This window comes from Inquilinus limosus (genome assembly GCF_051487185.1).
Classification (GTDB): Bacteria; Pseudomonadota; Alphaproteobacteria; order DSM-16000; family Inquilinaceae; genus Inquilinus; species Inquilinus limosus_F.
The window spans coordinates 190974-206181 of sequence record NZ_JAHVDK010000001.1 but is presented as its reverse complement, the minus strand read 5'-3'; the positions used below and the strand labels follow the sequence as shown (position 1 = coordinate 206181).

The following is a 15208-nucleotide window of genomic DNA, read 5'->3' as shown; positions in this document are numbered from 1 at the left end:
GGACAGGCCGGCACGCCCGGCCGGCAACTGGGAAGGGGGACCAGGACGATGCGGATCACACGACGCGGCTGGCTGGGCGTGCTTTTGGCCGGGGCGCTGGGGGCGGTCACGACCTTCGGTGCGCCCGTCGCGGCCAAGGCGCAGGACGTCACCGTCTTCGCCGCTGCCAGCCTGAAGGACGCGTTGGACGCCGTGAACGCCCAGTGGCAGGCCGACGCCAAGCACAAGGCCACCATCTCCTACGCCGCAAGCTCGGCGCTGGCGAAGCAGATCGAATCCGGCGCGCCGGCCGATATTTTCATCTCGGCCGATCTCGACTGGATGAACCATCTGGCCGACCGCAAGCTGATCCGGCCGGAGACTCGGACGACCCTGCTGGGCAACCGTCTGGTGCTGGTGGCGCCGAAGGACTCGGCGGTGCAGCTGGCCATCGGCCCGAATTTCGAGCTGGCCGAGGCACTGGGCGACGGCCGCCTGGCCATGGCCGACGTGAAGGCGGTGCCGGCTGGCAAATACGGCCAGGCGGCGCTGCAGACGCTCGGCGTCTGGTCCTCGGTCGAGGGCAAGGTGGCCCAGGCCGAGAACGTCCGCGCCACTCTGGCGCTGGTGTCGCGCGGCGAGGCCCCGCTCGGCATCGTCTATCAGACCGATGCGGCGGCGGATCCTGGGGTGAAGATCATCGGCACCTTCCCGGCCGACAGCCACCCGCCGATCCTGTACCCGGTCGCGGTGCTGGCCGACAGCTCCAGGCCCGAGGCGCAGGCCTTCGTCGACTATCTGAAGTCGCCCGCCGCCAGGCCGCTGTTCGAGAAGCAGGGCTTCACCGTGCTGGCGCAGTAGCCCCGTGTTCGACTTCACCCCCGACGAGCTGACCGCGATCCTCTTGAGCCTGAAGGTCTCGCTCTGGGCCATGGCGGTCAGCCTGCCGCTCGGCGTGCTGGTGGCGCTGACCCTGGCGCGCGGCCGGTTCTGGGGCCGGTCGGTGCTGAACGGCGTGGTCCATCTGCCGCTGGTGCTGCCGCCGGTCGTCACCGGTTACATCCTGCTGCTGCTGTTCGGGCGAAGGGGGCCGATCGGCTCGCTGCTGGCCGAGATCGGCATCGTCTTCTCCTTCCGCTGGACCGGCGCCGCGCTGGCCGCCGGGGTGATGGGTTTCCCGCTGATGGTGCGCGCCATCCGCCTGTCGATCGAGGCGGTGGACCGCCGCCTCGAGGACGCGGCCGGCACGCTGGGTGCCTCTCCCGTCTGGGTGTTCCTGACGGTCACCCTGCCGCTGATCCTGCCCGGGGTGATCGCCGGCGCCATCATGTCCTTCGCCAAGGCGATGGGCGAGTTCGGCGCCACCATCACCTTCGTCTCCAACATCCCGGGCGAGACCCAGACCCTGCCCTCGGCGATCTACACCTTCACCCAGGTACCGGGCGGCGATCTCGGCGCGCTGCGGCTGACCCTGGTCTCGGTCGCGATCTCCATGGCCGCCCTCCTCGCCTCCGAGATGATGGCCCGGCGCGCCGGCGTCCGGGTGCACGCCACGTGAGTCTCGAGATCGAGATCCGCCACCGCCAGGGCGACTTCGCTCTGGATGTCGGCTTCCGCGGCGAGGGCCGGCTGACGGCGCTGTTCGGCCGCTCCGGCGCCGGCAAGACCACGGTGGTCAACGTCATCGCCGGGCTGGTGCGGCCGCAGCACGGTCGGGTGGTGGTCGACGGCCGCACCCTGGTCGACACCGACCGCGGCACGGTCCTGCCGGCGCATCGCCGCCGCATCGGCTATGTCTTCCAGGAAGGGCGGCTGTTCCCGCATCTGACGGTGCGGCAGAACCTGCTGTATGGCCGCTGGTTCACGCCGAAGGCCGAGCGCAGCGCCGAATTCGGCCGCGTCGTCGAGCTGCTCGGCATCGCCCCCCTGCTGCACCGCCGGCCGGCGCTGCTGTCGGGCGGCGAAAAGCAGCGCGTGGCGATCGGCCGGGCGCTCCTGGCCAGCCCCCGCCTCCTCTTGATGGACGAGCCGCTGGCCTCGCTGGACGAGGCGCGGAAAGCCGAGATCCTGCCCTATATCGAGCGGCTGCGCGACGAGGCGCGGATCCCGATCGTCTATGTCAGCCACGCCATCGGCGAGGTGGCGCGTTTGGCCACCACCCTGGTGGTGCTGGCCGACGGCCGGGTCGCGGCGGCCGGGCCGGTGGCGGAGGTGATGGGCCGGGCCGACCTGTTCCCCCGGGCCGAGGCCGGCGCGGTGCTGGAAGCCGCGGTCGAGGACCATGACGACCGCTATCAGCTGACCCGGCTGCGCGTCGCTGCCGGCCTCCTGACCGTACCGCGGGTCGACCTGCCGGCCGGCGCCAAGGTCCGCATCCGCATCCGCGCCCGCGACGTGATGCTGGCGACCCGCCCGCCGGACCATCTGAGTGCACTGAACGTGCTGCCGGCGACGGTGACGGCGATCGCGCCCGACGACGGCCCGACCGCCGACATCGGCCTGGACTGCGCCGGCGACCGCCTGCTGGCCCGGCTGACCCGGCGCTCGATCGAGGCGCTAGGCCTGGCGCCGGGCCGGCCGGTGCATGCGGTGATCAAGAGCGTCGCCTTCGACCGCCACACCGTCGGCGGCGCCCTGCGCGGCCCGCACGGCGCCGACGCCGAGCTGGAGAGCGGCTGAGGCGTCAGGCGAAGGCCGACCAGTCGACGGCACCGGAAACATAGCCGTAGCGCAGATTCGAACGCGCCGGCCCGTTTCTCTCGTACTCCTCCTTCATCAGGGCGAAGCGGTCGCGGTCGGGGCCGATGTCGCTGCGCCGGCCGATATTGAAGTCATAGAGCCTGGCGTTGGTGCCGCCGAAGATCGCGGCCTTGACCGGGCCGTCGGCGGCGCCGAGCGGCTTGAACCCGTACTGTTTCTGCATGTCCTCGGGAATCTCGAGCCGGCGCAGCGCTTCGATCTGCCATTGCGGCGACCCGGTCCACACCGCGTCGGTGCCCCAGACGACGTGGTCATAGCCCAGGCCGCGGCCCAGGATGCCCATCAGCGCCGCCGCCAGCCGCGGCTCGGCCACGACGCTCTGGGCGAAGAGCTGGCCGACATCGGCATAGACGTTGGTGACGCCGAACTTTTCCGGAATCTCGGCAAGATCGCTGACCCAGGACACCCGGCCGGTCTCGGCGAATTCGCGCCAGCCGTCCTCGGCGCTCCCTCCGGCGGCATGGCGATAGCCGGCGTGGTAGATGATGAAGTTCAGCTGCGGCCAGTCCTTCGCCGCGCGTCCGACGTCGCGCACATCTGCATAGGCCAGGAGATGCGGGTAGCGCTCGGCCGTCGCCCGCGGGAACAGGCCCTTGTGCACGCAGACATTCTTGATGCCGTATTTCACGCACAGCTCGTAGGCCTTGTAGGTGACGGCCTCGTCGTCCATGAACCAGGGATGTCGGGCCTGGTCCTTGTTGGTGTTGTCGCCGACGGTATAGCCCTTGATCGATTCCGGCCGGCGCTGCAGGGACCCTTCGAGATGGTCCAGCCAGCCGTCCCAGCCGGGCGTGAAGATCGCATGCGCGAACATGCGGCGGGCGCCGGCCTCCCGGTTCACCCTGTCGCGCGCCTCGATCATCATCTCGTTCGTCAGGAACCAGTCGCGCGGGATCTCCGACGGCGAGCTCGAGATCAGCGCGATCTTGGTGTCGCTGTCGAGATAGATCTCCTTGAAGTAGTTGTTGAACTTGAGATCCTCGAGCGTCTGCGGCTTGCCGACGAGAGCGGGGTTCCAGCCGGCCTTGCCCACCGCCTCGCGCGATCTGACGAAATTCTCCAGCCTTGTGTCGTCGCGCAGGAAATGCGTGTGCATGTCCATGATGAACTGGTCCTTCAGCGCTGCCGCGCGCTCCCCCGCCATGTCGGGCGTGGCGGCCTCGGCGCGGCTCGCGTCGAAGACCGCGCCGAAGGTCTCGTTCAGCGCGACGAAGCCGGCCGCCATCCCGGCCGCGGTCTGGAAGAAGGCGCGGCGCGACAGCCCCTGGCGGCCGCCGAGTTCGTCGGCCATGGCCAAGAGACGCGCCTCGACCTCCTTCTGCCGCTCGCTCTGCGGCGGCGGCGTGTACTCGTCGCTGGAGACGATCTGCGTCGGGATCGGCGTCCGGTGCGGCAGCAGCTCGGACGGCACCAGCTCGGCAATCTCCTCTTCGGTCAGAAAGCCCATGATGTCCTCCGGTCTCGGGACGGGTATCGGGGCCTGGCGATCCGGCGCAAATCCGCAGCCGATGCACCGGAATCTCCAGCCTGCACGGGTTGCCGTCGATGATCGGCGGCACGCGAGCGGATCACGGTCGTTTGATCCTACACGACCGAACGGCCGTTTCCGTCGGTCCGGTCAGAACGTCTTCCCAACCAGGGAGGATCGAGGCGTGGGTCGAGCCATTGACAATCGACGTATCCGAATGGATATGTCGAGCAGGCAATCGGGCTCTCCCCGACGCGCCTCCCAGGCTGCGCCCGGTCCCGTCCCAAGCCCGGCGCGCGGCCCAGCCTTCGGGGCGGCGGTCCTTCCGCCGCCCTTTTTCTTGGTCGCGCGCCTTTGTCGACAAACTGCATTCCGTCGGCCTATCATCGAGATTGGATCGAGAGGCAGGGAAGGACACGCCTTGGCGCGCACGGCGAAGGTACGGGAGAACGGCGAGGCGCGGCCGCGCGGCGGCGGGGTCGCCAAGGTCTATGAAGCGCTGAAGCACGACATCCTCGACCTGGTGCTGGCCCCCGGCTCGGCCCTGGACGAGAGCCGCCTGGCCGAGCGCTTCGGCCTGTCGCGCACCCCGATCCGCGAGGCGCTGGTGCGGCTGGCCGCCGACGGGCTGGTCGCGACCCTGCCGAACCGCAACACCATCGTCGCGCCGATCGACTTCTCCGCCCTGCCCGCCCATTTCGACGCGCTGACCTTGATGCACCGGGTCACCACCCGGCTGGCCGCGCTGCGCCGCACCGCCAAGGACCTCGACGAGATCCGCACCCACCAGGCCGCCTTCGGCCGCGCGGTGGCGGCGGCCGACGCGATCGGCATGTCCGACGCCAATCGCGACTTCCACCTGGCGATCGCGCGCGCCGGCCGCAACCGCTACTACACCGAGCTGTTCGGTCGGCTGCTGGACGAGGGCCGGCGGCTGAACCGGATCTACTACGCCTCCTTCGACGATCATCTGCCGGTCGAGTTCGTGGCCGAGCACGAGGCGATCATCCAGGCGATCGCCGAGCGCGACGCCGACCGGGCCGACAGCCTGGCCCGCTCCCATGCCAGCCAGGTGGTGCGGCAGATCCAGGGCTTCCTGGCCAGCGGCGTGGGTGGCGACGTCGCGCTCGGCCCCGCGGCCGAGCCGGCCCAGCCTTCGCTTCCCGCCTGAGGATATCCCATGGCCGACATCGCCATCATCGGCGGAGGGGTGATCGGCTGCGCCACGGCGGCCTGGCTGGCGGCGGATGGGCATGAGGTCACGGTCTATGAACGCCGGCCGGAGGACCGCCACGCCTCCGCCGGCAATGCCGGGATGCTGGCCTTCCCCGAGATCACACCCCTGGCCCGGCCCGGCGTGCTGAAATCGGTGCCGCGCTGGCTGGCCGACCCGCTGGGCCCGCTCGCCCTGCGCTGGCGCGACCTGCCGGCGCTCACCCCCTGGCTGCTGCGCTTCCTGGCCGCGGCGAAGGCGGAGCAGGTGGAGCGGTCGACCGCCGCCCTGGGCGGGCTGATGCGCACCGCCCTGGACGACCAACACGAGTTGGCCCGCCGCGCCGGCCTGTCCGGCCATCTGCGCCAGACCGGGGCGATCGACCTCTACGACAAAGAGGCCAGCTTCCAGGCGGCCTTGCCGGAATGGGAGCTGCGCCGCCGCCTCGGTGGCCACGACTTCCAGCCGCTGACGCCGGATGAGGCCCGCGCCCTGGTGCCGGACCTGAACGGCGGCTTCGCCCGCGCCGTGCTGTGTCGGTCCTACTGGATGGTCGACAGCCCGCTGGGCGTGCTGCAGGGCCTGCGCCGCAGCCTGGGCGACCGGCTGGTCGCCGGCACCGTGACGGCGGTCGAGCCCGGCGCAGGCGGCGTCTCCGTCCGACTGGCTGGCGGCACCGCCCGCGCCTTCGACAAAGTGGTCGTGGCCGCCGGCGTCTGGTCGCGCGACATCGTCCGCGGCCTCGGCCTGAAGGTGACGCTGGAGACGGAGCGCGGCTACAACACCACCATCCCGGATTCGCCGGTGAGCCTGCCGATGCCGCTGGTCTTCGCCGATCACGGCTTCGTCGCCTCGCCGCTGGCCGAGGGCTTGCGCATCGGCGGGGCGGTGGAGCTGGCGGCGGTGGACGCGCCGGCCAACCTGGCCCGCGCCCGGGCGCTGCGGCGCAAGGCCCGGCGCTACCTGCCGGCGATCCCGGAGACCGGCGGCACGGAATGGATGGGCCGCCGCCCCTCCACCCCCGACAGCCTGCCGGTGATCGGCCCGCATCCGCGCGACCGGCGCATCGTCTTCGCCTTCGGCCACGGCCATCTCGGCCTGACCCTGTCGGCCACCACCGCCCGCTTCGCCGCCGGCCTCTTGTCGGGCGACGGACCGGCAAACCCGGCGCTTGCGCCTTTCGGCATCCAGCGCTTCCAATGAGAGTGCCATGAGCAAGAGCAGCTTCTTCTGCATCGACGCCCACACCTGCGGCAACCCGGTCCGCGTCGTCGCCGGCGGCGCCCCGCCGCTGCAGGGCGCTTCCATGAGCGAGAAGCGCCAGGCCTTCATCGCCGAATACGACTGGATCCGCACCGGGCTGATGTTCGAGCCGCGCGGCCATGACGTGATGTCGGGGTCGATCCTCTACGCCCCGACCCGCGACGACGCCGATGCCGCGATCCTGTTCATCGAGACCTCGGGCTGTCTGCCGATGTGCGGCCACGGCACCATCGGCACGGTGACGGTGATGATCGAGGAAGGTCTGGTGCGGCCGAAGCAGCCGGGCCGGCTGCGGCTGGAGGTGCCAGCCGGCATCGTCGACGCGGAGTACGAGCAGGATGCGGCCGGGCACGTCACCTCGGTGCGGATCCGCAACGTGCCGTCCTTCCTCTACAAGGAGAAGCTGGATTTCGAGGTGCCGGGCTTCGGTCCGCTGGTGGCCGACATCGCATATGGCGGCAACTTCTACGCCATCATCCAGCCGCAGCCGGGCTATGCCGATCTGGAGGATCTCTCGGCCGGCGAGATCCAGCGCCTGTCGCCGATCGTCCGCCGGGTGGTGAACGAGCGCTTCGACATGGTCCATCCGGAGGACCCGACCATCCGCGGCCTGCGCCATGTGCAATGGACCGGCCGGCCGAAGCACCCGGAGGCGCATGCCCGCAACGCCGTGTTCTATGGCGAGAAGGCGATCGACCGGTCGCCCTGCGGCACCGGCACCTCGGCCCGCATGGCCCAGCTGGCGGCGCGCGGGCAGCTGAAGACCGGCGACGCCTTCGTGCATGAGAGCATCATCGGCAGCCTGTTCCACGGCCGGGTCGAGGGCACGGCCAAGGTCGGGCCCTATGACGCGATCATCCCGTCGATTGCCGGCCAGGCCTGGATCACCGGCTACAACACCATCTTCCTCGACGACCGCGACCCCTTCGTCCGCGGCTTTACGGTCATGTGACGGCGGCGCCCGCCCCGCTACTGTGTCCCCCGGACGATTCGCGGGGCTTCTTCGGAGTGCTCATCTCACAACGTCATTGCGAGGAGGCGAAGCCGACGAAGCAATCCAGGGGCGGCTCGCATCGACCCTGGATTGCTTCGCTGCGCTCGCAATGACGGTGTTGGGTTTCCGAGAAGCCTTCCATCTGTGGGGAGAACGGGATGATCGACCGGGTGCTTCTGATCGGGGCCGGGCTGCACGGCGCGATCGCGGTGGCGATGGGCGCCTTCGCCGCGCACGGCATGGCCAATGCTGTGCCGGAGCGGCTGGGCTGGGTGCAGACCGGGGCGCATTACCAGCTGGTCCATGCCGCCGCCCTGCTGGCGCTCGCCCTGCTCGGCCTGTCCGGGCCGCTGCGCTGGGCCGGCTGGGCCTTCCTGGTCGGCGCCGCGATCTTCTCCGGGACGCTGTACCTGATGGCCTTCGGCGCGCCGCGCTGGTTCGGCGCCATCACCCCGATCGGCGGGGTGCTGCTGATCCTGGGCTGGGCCTTGGCGGCGCTGGCCGCTTTCCGCGCAGCGGAAAGCTGATGCGCGAGACATTGGCCGCGGGCGCCGAGCGCGCTAGGCTTCGAGCCATCATGGCGGACCTCGATCTTGATGCGCGCGACCTGATCTGCCCGATGCCGGTGCTGAAGGCGCGCAAGGCGCTGCAGGGGCTGGCGCCGGGCCAGGTGCTGGACGTCCTCGCCACCGACGCCGCGGCGCGCAAGGACTTCCCCGCCTTCTGCGAAGCCACCGGCCATGTCCTGGTCGCGGTCACCGAGGAGGCCGACGGCGTCACCCGCTACAGCATCCGCAAGGCAGGCTAGGATGGACACGCTGCTCTTCACCCATCCGGCCTGCATCGGCCACGACACCGGCCCGGGCCATCCCGAGCGGCCGGACCGGCTGCGGGCGGTGCTGGCGGCGCTGGAGGGTGAGAGCTTCGCCCTGCTGCAGCGGCGCGAGGCGCCGGAGGCGACGCTGGAGCAGATCGCCCGTGCCCATCCCGATGGCTTCGTCCGCCGCCTGCTGGCCGCGGTGCCGTCGGAGGGGCTGCGGCCGGTCGATGCCGACACCGTGCTGTCACCCGGATCGGGCGCCGCCGCGCTGCGGGCCGCCGGCGCCGGCTGCGCCGCGGTCGATGTGGTTCTGGCGGGCGAGGCGCGCAACGCCTTCTGCGCCGTGCGGCCGCCCGGGCACCATGCCGAGACGGCGCGGGCCATGGGCTTCTGCCTGTTCAACAACGTGGCGATCGCGGCCATGCATGCCCGGCTGGCGCACGGGCTGGGCCGGATCGCGGTGGTCGATTTCGACGTCCATCACGGCAACGGCACCCAGGACATCTTCTGGTCCGAGCCGGACCTGCTCTACGCCTCGACCCACCAGTCGCCGCTCTATCCCGGCACCGGGGCCGAGGACGAGACCGGCGTCGCCGGCAACATCGTCAACGCGCCGCTGCCGCCGATGTCGGGCGGCGTCGAGTTCCGCCGGGCGATGGAGCGGATCGTGCTGCCGGCGGTCGACAGCTTCGCGCCGGAGCTGCTGCTGATCTCCGCCGGCTTCGACGCCCATGCCCGCGACCCGCTGGCACATCTCGAGCTGAGCGAATCGGACTTCGCCTGGGCGACGCAGGAGCTGATGCGCCTGGCCGACCGGCATTGCGGCGGCCGCGTCGTCTCCACCCTCGAGGGCGGCTACGACCTGCGCGGCCTTGCCCTTTCCGCCGCCGCTCATGTGCATACCCTGATGACCGGCTGAGACCAGCGGTCATGCTGCAATGCAACATTCACAACCTATTTAGCAATGCGCGATTGACTCACGTTATGCTGCATCGCAGCATAACGCGAGCGACCGGAAGGAAACGCCGCATCACCGCTGAAAGGTGCATGATGTGGCCCTACACCACGCGCGAAGCCGATTATCTGACCGTTCCGCCGGACAAGGCCGCCCCGCCGGCCGACGCCGCGCCGCGCGGCGAGCTCGCCGCCCGAACGCTGGCGATGCCGGCGCATGCCAACCCGTCCGGCGACATCTTCGGCGGCTGGATCATGGCGCTGATGGACGAGGCCGGGGCGATGACGGCGATGCGGCACGCTCAGGGCCGGGTGGTCACGGTCGCCGCCACCAACATGGCGTTCATCCATCCGGTCAAGGTCGGCGACGTCGTCTGCTGCTACACCGATGTCGCCCGGGTCGGCCGCAGCTCGATCACCCTGACCATCGAAGTCTGGGTGCTGCGCTCCGGCCTCGGCGACCGGATGAAGGTCACCTCCGCCGAATTCACCTTCGTCGCCCTGGACGAGGCCGGCAGGCCGCGCCCGATCCGCTGATCCTTGTCCGCGGCCGGCCTATCGCGCCGGCGCCGTGATCCACAGCGCCCGCGCCTCCGCCTCGCCCGCGGCGATCAGGGCATGCCCCATGCGGGCATCGAAATACACGGCGTCTCCGGGGCCGAGCTCGACCGGGCCGGAATGCTCGGTGAACAGCGTCACCCGGCCGGAGAGCACATAGAGGAAATCGTCGCTGTCGTGACGCTCCCAATCCTCGAACTCGTCCAGCGACCTGGCGCGGACGGTGACCTCGGCGGCGAGGAAGGGCGCGTTCCGCAATTCGCCGGTGAACAGGCGAAGGCCGTAATTCGGCATCTCGGTGGCTGCGCCCTCGCCGGCCCGCACCACGATCCGGCGCCCGCGCAGGGTAGAAGCGGCCTGGCCGAACAGATCGACCAGCTTGATGCCGAAACCGCGCGCCAGCTTCTGCATCGCCTGGAAGGTCGGCGACATCTCGCCGCGCTCGATCTTCGACAGGGCCGAGCGGGACAGGCCGGTCCGGCCGGCTGTCTCCTCCAGCGTCCAGCCCCGCCCCGCCCGCAGCCGGCGAACGGTCTCCGCCAGGTCGATCGCCGGCGGCGAGCCGGAGGATGCGGCCCCCTCCGTCGCCTTTGCCCGCAGCACGTCCAGCAAGGGCATGATCATTCCCGTGGTTCAGCCTTCCGCTTGTCGGGCGATGCCGTTGCTCCGTCAAGAGGCATCTTTCCACTATGATGGAGCCATCCACTATAGTAGATGTCGACGATGCCGGCGCGACCGGCCGTTGCGGAGAGACGATGTCATGGAAGCGCTGGTGTTCGACCGCTTCGGCGGCCCCGAGGTCCTGGAGTATCGGAGGCTGCCGGATCCGCCGGTGCCGCCGGGTCATGTGCTGCTGGCGATGCGGGCGGCGGGCCTGAACTTCGCGGATCTGCATAGACGCCGGGGTCACTATCGCCTGGCCGGCACGGCCCCGCATATCGCCGGCTACGAAGGCGCGGGCGACGTGGTCGCGCTGGGCGACGGGGTCGACGGCATCCGCATCGGCGACCGCATCGGCTTCGCCGACGTGCCCTTCGCCAACGCCACGCGCGTCTCCGTGCCGGTCGAGCGCGCGATCCCGCTGCCGGACGATATCGGCCATCGCGAAGCCGCTTCCATCCTGCTGCAGGGCCTGACGGCGCAGTATCTGGTGGCGGACAGCGCCCCGGTCCGCAGCGGCGCCAAGGTCCTGATCCATGCGGCCGCGGGCGGGGTCGGGCAGTTGCTGGTGCAGATGGCGAAGCGGCGCGGGGCCACGGTGTTCGCCCTGACCTCCACGCCGGCCAAGGCCGCCATCGCCACGGCCATCGGGGCGGATCACAGCCTGACCTACGCCGAGGACTGGGTGGCGGCGGTGCGGGCGCTGAGCGATGGCGGGGTCGACATCGCCTATGATTCCGTCGGCACGACGCTGGCGGACAGCCTGGCCGCCGCCCGGCCGCGCGGCACGGTGGTGGCCTACGGCACGGCCGGAGGCGACCCTCCGGCGATCGATCCACGCCGGTTGATGGAGCAGTCGAAGGCGGTGGTCGGGGGCGACCTGTGGGACCATCTCGACAGCCGCGACAGCCGGCTGGCCCGCGCCGGCACGTTGTTCGCCGCGCTGCGGGCCGGCGAGATCGCCCTGCCCGAGATCGAGGTCTTCCCGCTGTCGCGCGGCGCCGACGCGCATCGCCGGCTGGAAAGCCGCGGCGTCGCCGGCAAGATCGTGCTGGTCCCGGACGAGGCGGGCTGAGGCACCGGTTCAGTCGAGCGCCGCGGCGATCTCCGCCCATTCCTGCTCCAGGCTGACGGAGGGCATCGGCCGCCCGGCCCGGCGGTACCAGTAGCCGGCATTGCCGAGGTCGCCTTCTTTGCGGTGCAGATAGGCATGGGCCCAGGCGGCCTCCGCGCCGTCCTCGGAATCGACGCAGCCATGGGCGCGGTCCCAGTCGCCCTTGGCGTCCCACCACAGGGCGGCGAGCGGTGGCGACAGGGTCGCGGGCGGGCGGTCCTCGGCCAGAGAGCGTTTGAGGGCGGAGACATCCATCGGTCGGCCTCCCGGATCGGCATCGCGTCATCCTTCGACACAAGCCGGTCGGAGGCAATGCCCGGAATCAAAACGAGGGGCGAAGGCCCCTCGTCTCATCCATCGTACCGATGACGGGTTCGGGACCGTGCGGCCCCGGAACCGGGTCAGTAGCCCTGGATCTGCATCCGCTTGCGCAGCGCCTTGCGCTGGCGGCGGACCGCTTCGGCTTCCTCGCGGATGCGGCGCTCGGACGGCTTCTCATAGGCCCGGCGCTGCTTCATCTCGCGAAAGATGCCTTCGCGCTGCATCCGCTTCTTGAGGACGCGCAGCGCCTGGTCGATGTTGTTGTCGCGGACGAGCACCTGCATCGGCTGAAGCCTTTCATCAAAGAGTTCGGGCGGGACTACGCCCTTTAGCCGAGAATGTCGAGAACGATTCGGCGAATCTCGGCGCGGGACAGCTCTGCCCTGCGCGGCGGCTGCCGCAGGGTCGCGGCGGCCGGTGCCGGCGTCGGACGACGCGGCAGGCGGGGCAAAGTCTTGATCTGTACGGTCTTCATCTCTTGGTTCTTTACGGTTCGGGCCCTTGGGGCCTCGTTGCACTCAATGACTTTTGAGCAGCGGATGCGCAGGCGGTAGGCCTGCCATCGCTGCACAAGCACGATCGACAGGCGAAGCGCCTGCCTTATCGCTCGGATCATGGTTGGGAGGGGGATCCGGGCCGGTTCATCGAAACGGCGGGGATCGTGTCGAAACCGATCTCGAAGCCCCATATGGGGGAACGGCGCACCGTTTGCAAGCCGCCGGATGAAAAACCGGCCGGAGCGGAGATGACACCGGGCCGGATCGTTCCCACATCGAAACCAATGTCGTCGGCTGCTCATGGGGGGCAAGGATGCGCCTCGGCATCGTCGGACTCGGCCTGATTGTCAGCTTCTTCCTGCCGGCAGCGCCCGCGGCGGCGCAGGACCAGCCGGTCGATCTCGAGCTGGTGCTCGCGGTCGACGTCTCGCGTTCGATGGACGAGGACGAGCAGGCGCTGCAGCGCGACGGCTACGTCGCCGCCCTCAGCCATCCCGAGGTGATCGACGCCATCGCCTCCGGCGTCAACGGCCGCATCGCCATCACCTATGTCGAATGGGCCGGCGCCAATTCCCAGGCCGTGATCCTGCCCTGGCGGCTGATCGACGGCGCCGCGGCGGCCCGCACCGCGGCGGCCGACCTTGCCGAAGCCTCCGGCACGGTGATGCGGCGCGGCACCTCGATCTCCGGCGCGCTGCTGTTCACCGCCGGGCTGTTCGACAACAACGGCTTCGACGGCATCCGCCGTGCCATCGACATCTCCGGCGATGGGCCGAACAATGCCGGCTGGCCGGTGACCGGCCCCCGCGACATGGCGCTGGCGAAGGGCATCACCATCAACGGCCTGCCGATCATCCTGAAGCGCGGCGGCTTCGGCGGCCTGCCCGAGCCCGAGATGCTGGACGCCTATTACCGCGACTGCGTCATCGGCGGCCCCGGCGCCTTCACCGTACCGGTCCGCAGCACGGCGCAGTTCGCCGAGGCGATCCGGCGCAAGCTGGTGCTTGAGATCGCCGGCGCCGAGCCGGCGGCGACGCCGATCGCCTTCGTCCAAGTCCAGGCCGGCGGCACCGACTGCCTGATCGGCGAGAAGACCCGGCCGCGCTGGCTGGACCAGGATCAGCGGTAGGCGGGGCAACAGCCGCGTTGGTCCGACACCCCGGGGTGGAGTAAGATGGTCGAGCCGGAGCAGCGCTGGGGGGCGGCCCGCCTTCCTCCGGCAAGTCGGACCATCCGATCCGTCCCCGAGGATCCGGCGCGGCCATCCCGAGGAAAAGCCGGGGATCCGGACGCACCGGCGTCCCGAACAGACTGCGCAGGATGGGCGCGACCGCGCAGCCATATTTCCAGGGCGCTTCGCCCGGGAGGTCATGATGCTTGTTCGTGAGGCCATGGCTCCGCATGCGGAGTGGATCAGTCCCGACATTTCGCTGGCCGAGGCCGGGCGGAAGATGCGCGACAACGGCATCGGCTGCCTGCCGGTGGGCGAGAACGACCGGCTGATCGGCATGATCACCGATCGGGATCTCGTCTGCCGCGGTGTCGCCGAAGGAATGGACTGCAACACCGCCAAGGCGCACCAGGTGATGACCAGGGGCATCACCTGGTGCTTCGAGGACGAGAGCTGCGAGGACGCCGTGCAGCGGATGGAGGAGAAGCAGATCCATCACATGCCGGTGCTCAACCGGCAGAAGCGGATCATCGGGATCCTGTCGCTGTCGGACCTCGCCCTGCGCGGGCCGAAGAATCTCTACGGCAAGGTGTCCACGCTGGCCGCACGCGACGCCCGGCTCCATGCGAAGGGATCGACAGCACGGCATTAGATCCTGACGATGTGGGCTCCCTCCGATCGCGCGGGAGGGAGCCCCGCCTTCCCGCGATCAGTCCTCTACCACCAGCCGATAGCCGACCCCGGGCTCGGTCGCGATCAGATGCGGCCGGGCCGGGTCGTCGCCGAGCTTCTGGCGCAGCTGGCCGACATACACGCGAAGATACTGCATGGCGTCGATATGGGCCGGGCCCCAGACCTCGCGCAGGATCTTCTGATGCGTCACCACCCGGCCATGATGGGCGGCAAGCAGGCGCAGGATCTCGAATTCCTTCTTCGACAGCCGGATCTCCCGCCCGTCGAGCCGCACCCGGCGGTGCGGCACGTCGACCGTCAGCGGCCCGGCCTCGATCACCGCCTCGGCTTCCTCCTGCCCGCGGTGGCGCAGTGCGGCGCGCAGCCGGGCGGTCAGCTCGGCGATGCCGAAGGGCTTGGTGACATAGTCGTTGGCGCCGCGATCCAGCGCCTCGACCTTCTCCGCCTCGCCGGCACGGACTGACAGCACGATCACCGGCACTGCCGACAGCTCGCGGATCCGGCTCAGCACCTGCTGGCCGTCGATGTCGGGCAGACCGAGGTCGAGGATCACCAGGTCCGGCCGGTCCTGCATCACCCGCTCCAGCCCCTCCGTGCCGCCCGCCGCCTCGATCGGGACGTAGCCGTCGGCGGCCAGGCTGATCTTGAGGAAGCGGCGGATCTGCGGCTCGTCGTCGATGACCAGGATGCGCGGTGCGGGCCGGGTCTCTGGGGGCATCATGCTGGCGGTCCGAAACACCAAC

At 70.2% G+C, this 15208-nt stretch carries 18 protein-coding genes; 13 read left to right on the top strand and 5 right to left on the bottom strand.

Features of this window, described 5'->3' with window-relative positions; genetic code table 11:
* Nucleotides 1–48 precede the first annotated feature (48 nt).
* Genes modA through modC form a run of 3 tightly spaced genes read left to right on the top strand, consistent with a single transcriptional unit; the run spans nucleotide 49 to nucleotide 2658 of the window.
* On the top strand, nucleotides 49–840 hold the full coding sequence (gene modA / locus KXR53_RS01015; protein ID WP_437372518.1) for a molybdate ABC transporter substrate-binding protein: 792 nt from the start codon (nucleotides 49–51) through the stop codon (nucleotides 838–840).
* Between the two features lie 4 nt (nucleotides 841–844).
* Nucleotides 845–1537 (top strand): molybdate ABC transporter permease subunit, encoded by a 693-nt coding sequence (modB, locus tag KXR53_RS01010; protein WP_437372516.1) that lies wholly within the window; start codon nucleotides 845–847, stop codon nucleotides 1535–1537.
* The gene (modC, locus tag KXR53_RS01005) at nucleotides 1534–2658 is read left to right on the top strand and encodes a molybdenum ABC transporter ATP-binding protein (RefSeq protein WP_437372514.1); all 1125 of its coding nucleotides are present in this window, start codon (nucleotides 1534–1536) and stop codon (nucleotides 2656–2658) included. The genes modB and modC overlap by 4 nt, the downstream gene beginning before the upstream one ends.
* Nucleotides 2659–2662: 4 nt before the next feature.
* Here the strand turns inward: modC and KXR53_RS01000 are convergent, their stop codons facing one another.
* Entirely contained in the window at nucleotides 2663–4186 is a 1524-nt protein-coding gene (locus KXR53_RS01000) for an amidohydrolase family protein (protein WP_437372512.1), read from the bottom strand.
* 442 nt (nucleotides 4187–4628) lie between these two features.
* Between KXR53_RS01000 and KXR53_RS00995 the strand changes: the two genes are divergently transcribed.
* The 7 genes from KXR53_RS00995 (at nucleotide 4629) to KXR53_RS00965 (ending at nucleotide 9988) form a co-directional block, all read left to right on the top strand.
* Entirely contained in the window at nucleotides 4629–5378 is a 750-nt protein-coding gene (locus KXR53_RS00995) for a GntR family transcriptional regulator (RefSeq protein WP_437372510.1), read from the top strand.
* Between the two features lie 9 nt (nucleotides 5379–5387).
* A complete protein-coding gene (locus KXR53_RS00990) occupies nucleotides 5388–6623 on the top strand; it encodes an NAD(P)/FAD-dependent oxidoreductase (protein ID WP_437372508.1) in 1236 nt (411 codons plus the stop codon).
* 7 nt (nucleotides 6624–6630) lie between these two features.
* Complete coding sequence (locus tag KXR53_RS00985) at nucleotides 6631–7635, top strand: 4-hydroxyproline epimerase (protein ID WP_437372506.1); 1005 nt, start codon at nucleotides 6631–6633, stop codon at nucleotides 7633–7635.
* Nucleotides 7636–7835: 200 nt separating this feature from the next.
* On the top strand, nucleotides 7836–8204 hold the full coding sequence (locus KXR53_RS00980) for a DUF423 domain-containing protein (RefSeq protein ID WP_437372504.1): 369 nt from the start codon (nucleotides 7836–7838) through the stop codon (nucleotides 8202–8204).
* A gap of 50 nt (nucleotides 8205–8254) precedes the next feature.
* Nucleotides 8255–8485 carry a sulfurtransferase TusA family protein gene (locus tag KXR53_RS00975; RefSeq protein ID WP_437372502.1) on the top strand — a complete coding sequence of 77 codons (231 nt, stop codon included), beginning with the start codon at nucleotides 8255–8257 and terminating at the stop codon, nucleotides 8483–8485.
* Between the two features lies 1 nt (nucleotide 8486).
* Nucleotides 8487–9416, top strand: coding sequence for a histone deacetylase family protein (locus KXR53_RS00970; protein WP_437372500.1), 930 nt, complete (start codon nucleotides 8487–8489; stop codon nucleotides 9414–9416).
* Between the two features lie 128 nt (nucleotides 9417–9544).
* Nucleotides 9545–9988 (top strand): acyl-CoA thioesterase, encoded by a 444-nt coding sequence (locus KXR53_RS00965; RefSeq protein ID WP_437372498.1) that lies wholly within the window; start codon nucleotides 9545–9547, stop codon nucleotides 9986–9988.
* 18 nt (nucleotides 9989–10006) lie between these two features.
* Here the strand turns inward: KXR53_RS00965 and KXR53_RS00960 are convergent, their stop codons facing one another.
* Complete coding sequence (locus KXR53_RS00960) at nucleotides 10007–10627, bottom strand: helix-turn-helix domain-containing protein (RefSeq protein ID WP_437372496.1); 621 nt, start codon at nucleotides 10625–10627, stop codon at nucleotides 10007–10009.
* 142 nt (nucleotides 10628–10769) lie between these two features.
* Here KXR53_RS00960 and KXR53_RS00955 point away from each other — a divergent pair, with 142 nt between their 5' ends.
* Nucleotides 10770–11744, top strand: coding sequence for a quinone oxidoreductase family protein (locus tag KXR53_RS00955; RefSeq protein ID WP_437372494.1), 975 nt, complete (start codon nucleotides 10770–10772; stop codon nucleotides 11742–11744).
* A 9-nt stretch (nucleotides 11745–11753) separates the two neighbouring features.
* Here KXR53_RS00955 and KXR53_RS00950 read toward each other — a convergent pair whose 3' ends face one another.
* Nucleotides 11754–12038 carry a hypothetical protein gene (locus tag KXR53_RS00950; RefSeq protein ID WP_437372492.1) on the bottom strand — a complete coding sequence of 95 codons (285 nt, stop codon included), beginning with the start codon at nucleotides 12036–12038 and terminating at the stop codon, nucleotides 11754–11756.
* 146 nt (nucleotides 12039–12184) lie between these two features.
* A complete protein-coding gene (gene rpsU / locus KXR53_RS00945; RefSeq protein ID WP_437358285.1) occupies nucleotides 12185–12388 on the bottom strand; it encodes a 30S ribosomal protein S21 in 204 nt (67 codons plus the stop codon).
* A gap of 526 nt (nucleotides 12389–12914) precedes the next feature.
* Between rpsU and KXR53_RS00940 the strand changes: the two genes are divergently transcribed.
* Nucleotides 12915–13730 (top strand): DUF1194 domain-containing protein, encoded by an 816-nt coding sequence (locus tag KXR53_RS00940; protein WP_437372490.1) that lies wholly within the window; start codon nucleotides 12915–12917, stop codon nucleotides 13728–13730.
* A gap of 244 nt (nucleotides 13731–13974) precedes the next feature.
* A complete protein-coding gene (locus KXR53_RS00935) occupies nucleotides 13975–14424 on the top strand; it encodes a CBS domain-containing protein (protein ID WP_437372488.1) in 450 nt (149 codons plus the stop codon).
* A gap of 57 nt (nucleotides 14425–14481) precedes the next feature.
* Here the strand turns inward: KXR53_RS00935 and KXR53_RS00930 are convergent, their stop codons facing one another.
* Nucleotides 14482–15183, bottom strand: a complete 702-nt coding sequence (locus KXR53_RS00930; RefSeq protein ID WP_437372831.1) for a response regulator — start codon at nucleotides 15181–15183, stop codon at nucleotides 14482–14484.
* Nucleotides 15184–15208: the final 25 nt, after the last annotated feature.

Excerpts from the sequence above, each read along its gene's own strand:
- modA (WP_437372518.1), top strand. The coding sequence starts at position 49 with ATGCGGATCACACGACGCGGCTGGCTGGGCGTGCTTTTGGCCGGGGCG.
- KXR53_RS01000 (WP_437372512.1), bottom strand. The coding sequence starts at position 4,186 with ATGGGCTTTCTGACCGAAGAGGAGATTGCCGAGCTGGTGCCGTCCGAG.
- KXR53_RS00990 (WP_437372508.1), top strand. The coding sequence starts at position 5,388 with ATGGCCGACATCGCCATCATCGGCGGAGGGGTGATCGGCTGCGCCACG.
- KXR53_RS00985 (WP_437372506.1), top strand. The coding sequence starts at position 6,631 with ATGAGCAAGAGCAGCTTCTTCTGCATCGACGCCCACACCTGCGGCAAC.
- KXR53_RS00980 (WP_437372504.1), top strand. The coding sequence starts at position 7,836 with ATGATCGACCGGGTGCTTCTGATCGGGGCCGGGCTGCACGGCGCGATC.
- KXR53_RS00975 (WP_437372502.1), top strand. The coding sequence starts at position 8,255 with ATGGCGGACCTCGATCTTGATGCGCGCGACCTGATCTGCCCGATGCCG.
- KXR53_RS00970 (WP_437372500.1), top strand. The coding sequence starts at position 8,487 with ATGGACACGCTGCTCTTCACCCATCCGGCCTGCATCGGCCACGACACC.
- KXR53_RS00965 (WP_437372498.1), top strand. The coding sequence starts at position 9,545 with ATGATGTGGCCCTACACCACGCGCGAAGCCGATTATCTGACCGTTCCG.
- KXR53_RS00960 (WP_437372496.1), bottom strand. The coding sequence starts at position 10,627 with ATGCCCTTGCTGGACGTGCTGCGGGCAAAGGCGACGGAGGGGGCCGCA.
- KXR53_RS00955 (WP_437372494.1), top strand. The coding sequence starts at position 10,770 with ATGGAAGCGCTGGTGTTCGACCGCTTCGGCGGCCCCGAGGTCCTGGAG.
- KXR53_RS00950 (WP_437372492.1), bottom strand. The coding sequence starts at position 12,038 with ATGGATGTCTCCGCCCTCAAACGCTCTCTGGCCGAGGACCGCCCGCCC.
- rpsU (WP_437358285.1), bottom strand. The coding sequence starts at position 12,388 with ATGCAGGTGCTCGTCCGCGACAACAACATCGACCAGGCGCTGCGCGTC.
- KXR53_RS00940 (WP_437372490.1), top strand. The coding sequence starts at position 12,915 with ATGCGCCTCGGCATCGTCGGACTCGGCCTGATTGTCAGCTTCTTCCTG.
- KXR53_RS00935 (WP_437372488.1), top strand. The coding sequence starts at position 13,975 with ATGCTTGTTCGTGAGGCCATGGCTCCGCATGCGGAGTGGATCAGTCCC.
- KXR53_RS00930 (WP_437372831.1), bottom strand. The coding sequence starts at position 15,183 with ATGCCCCCAGAGACCCGGCCCGCACCGCGCATCCTGGTCATCGACGAC.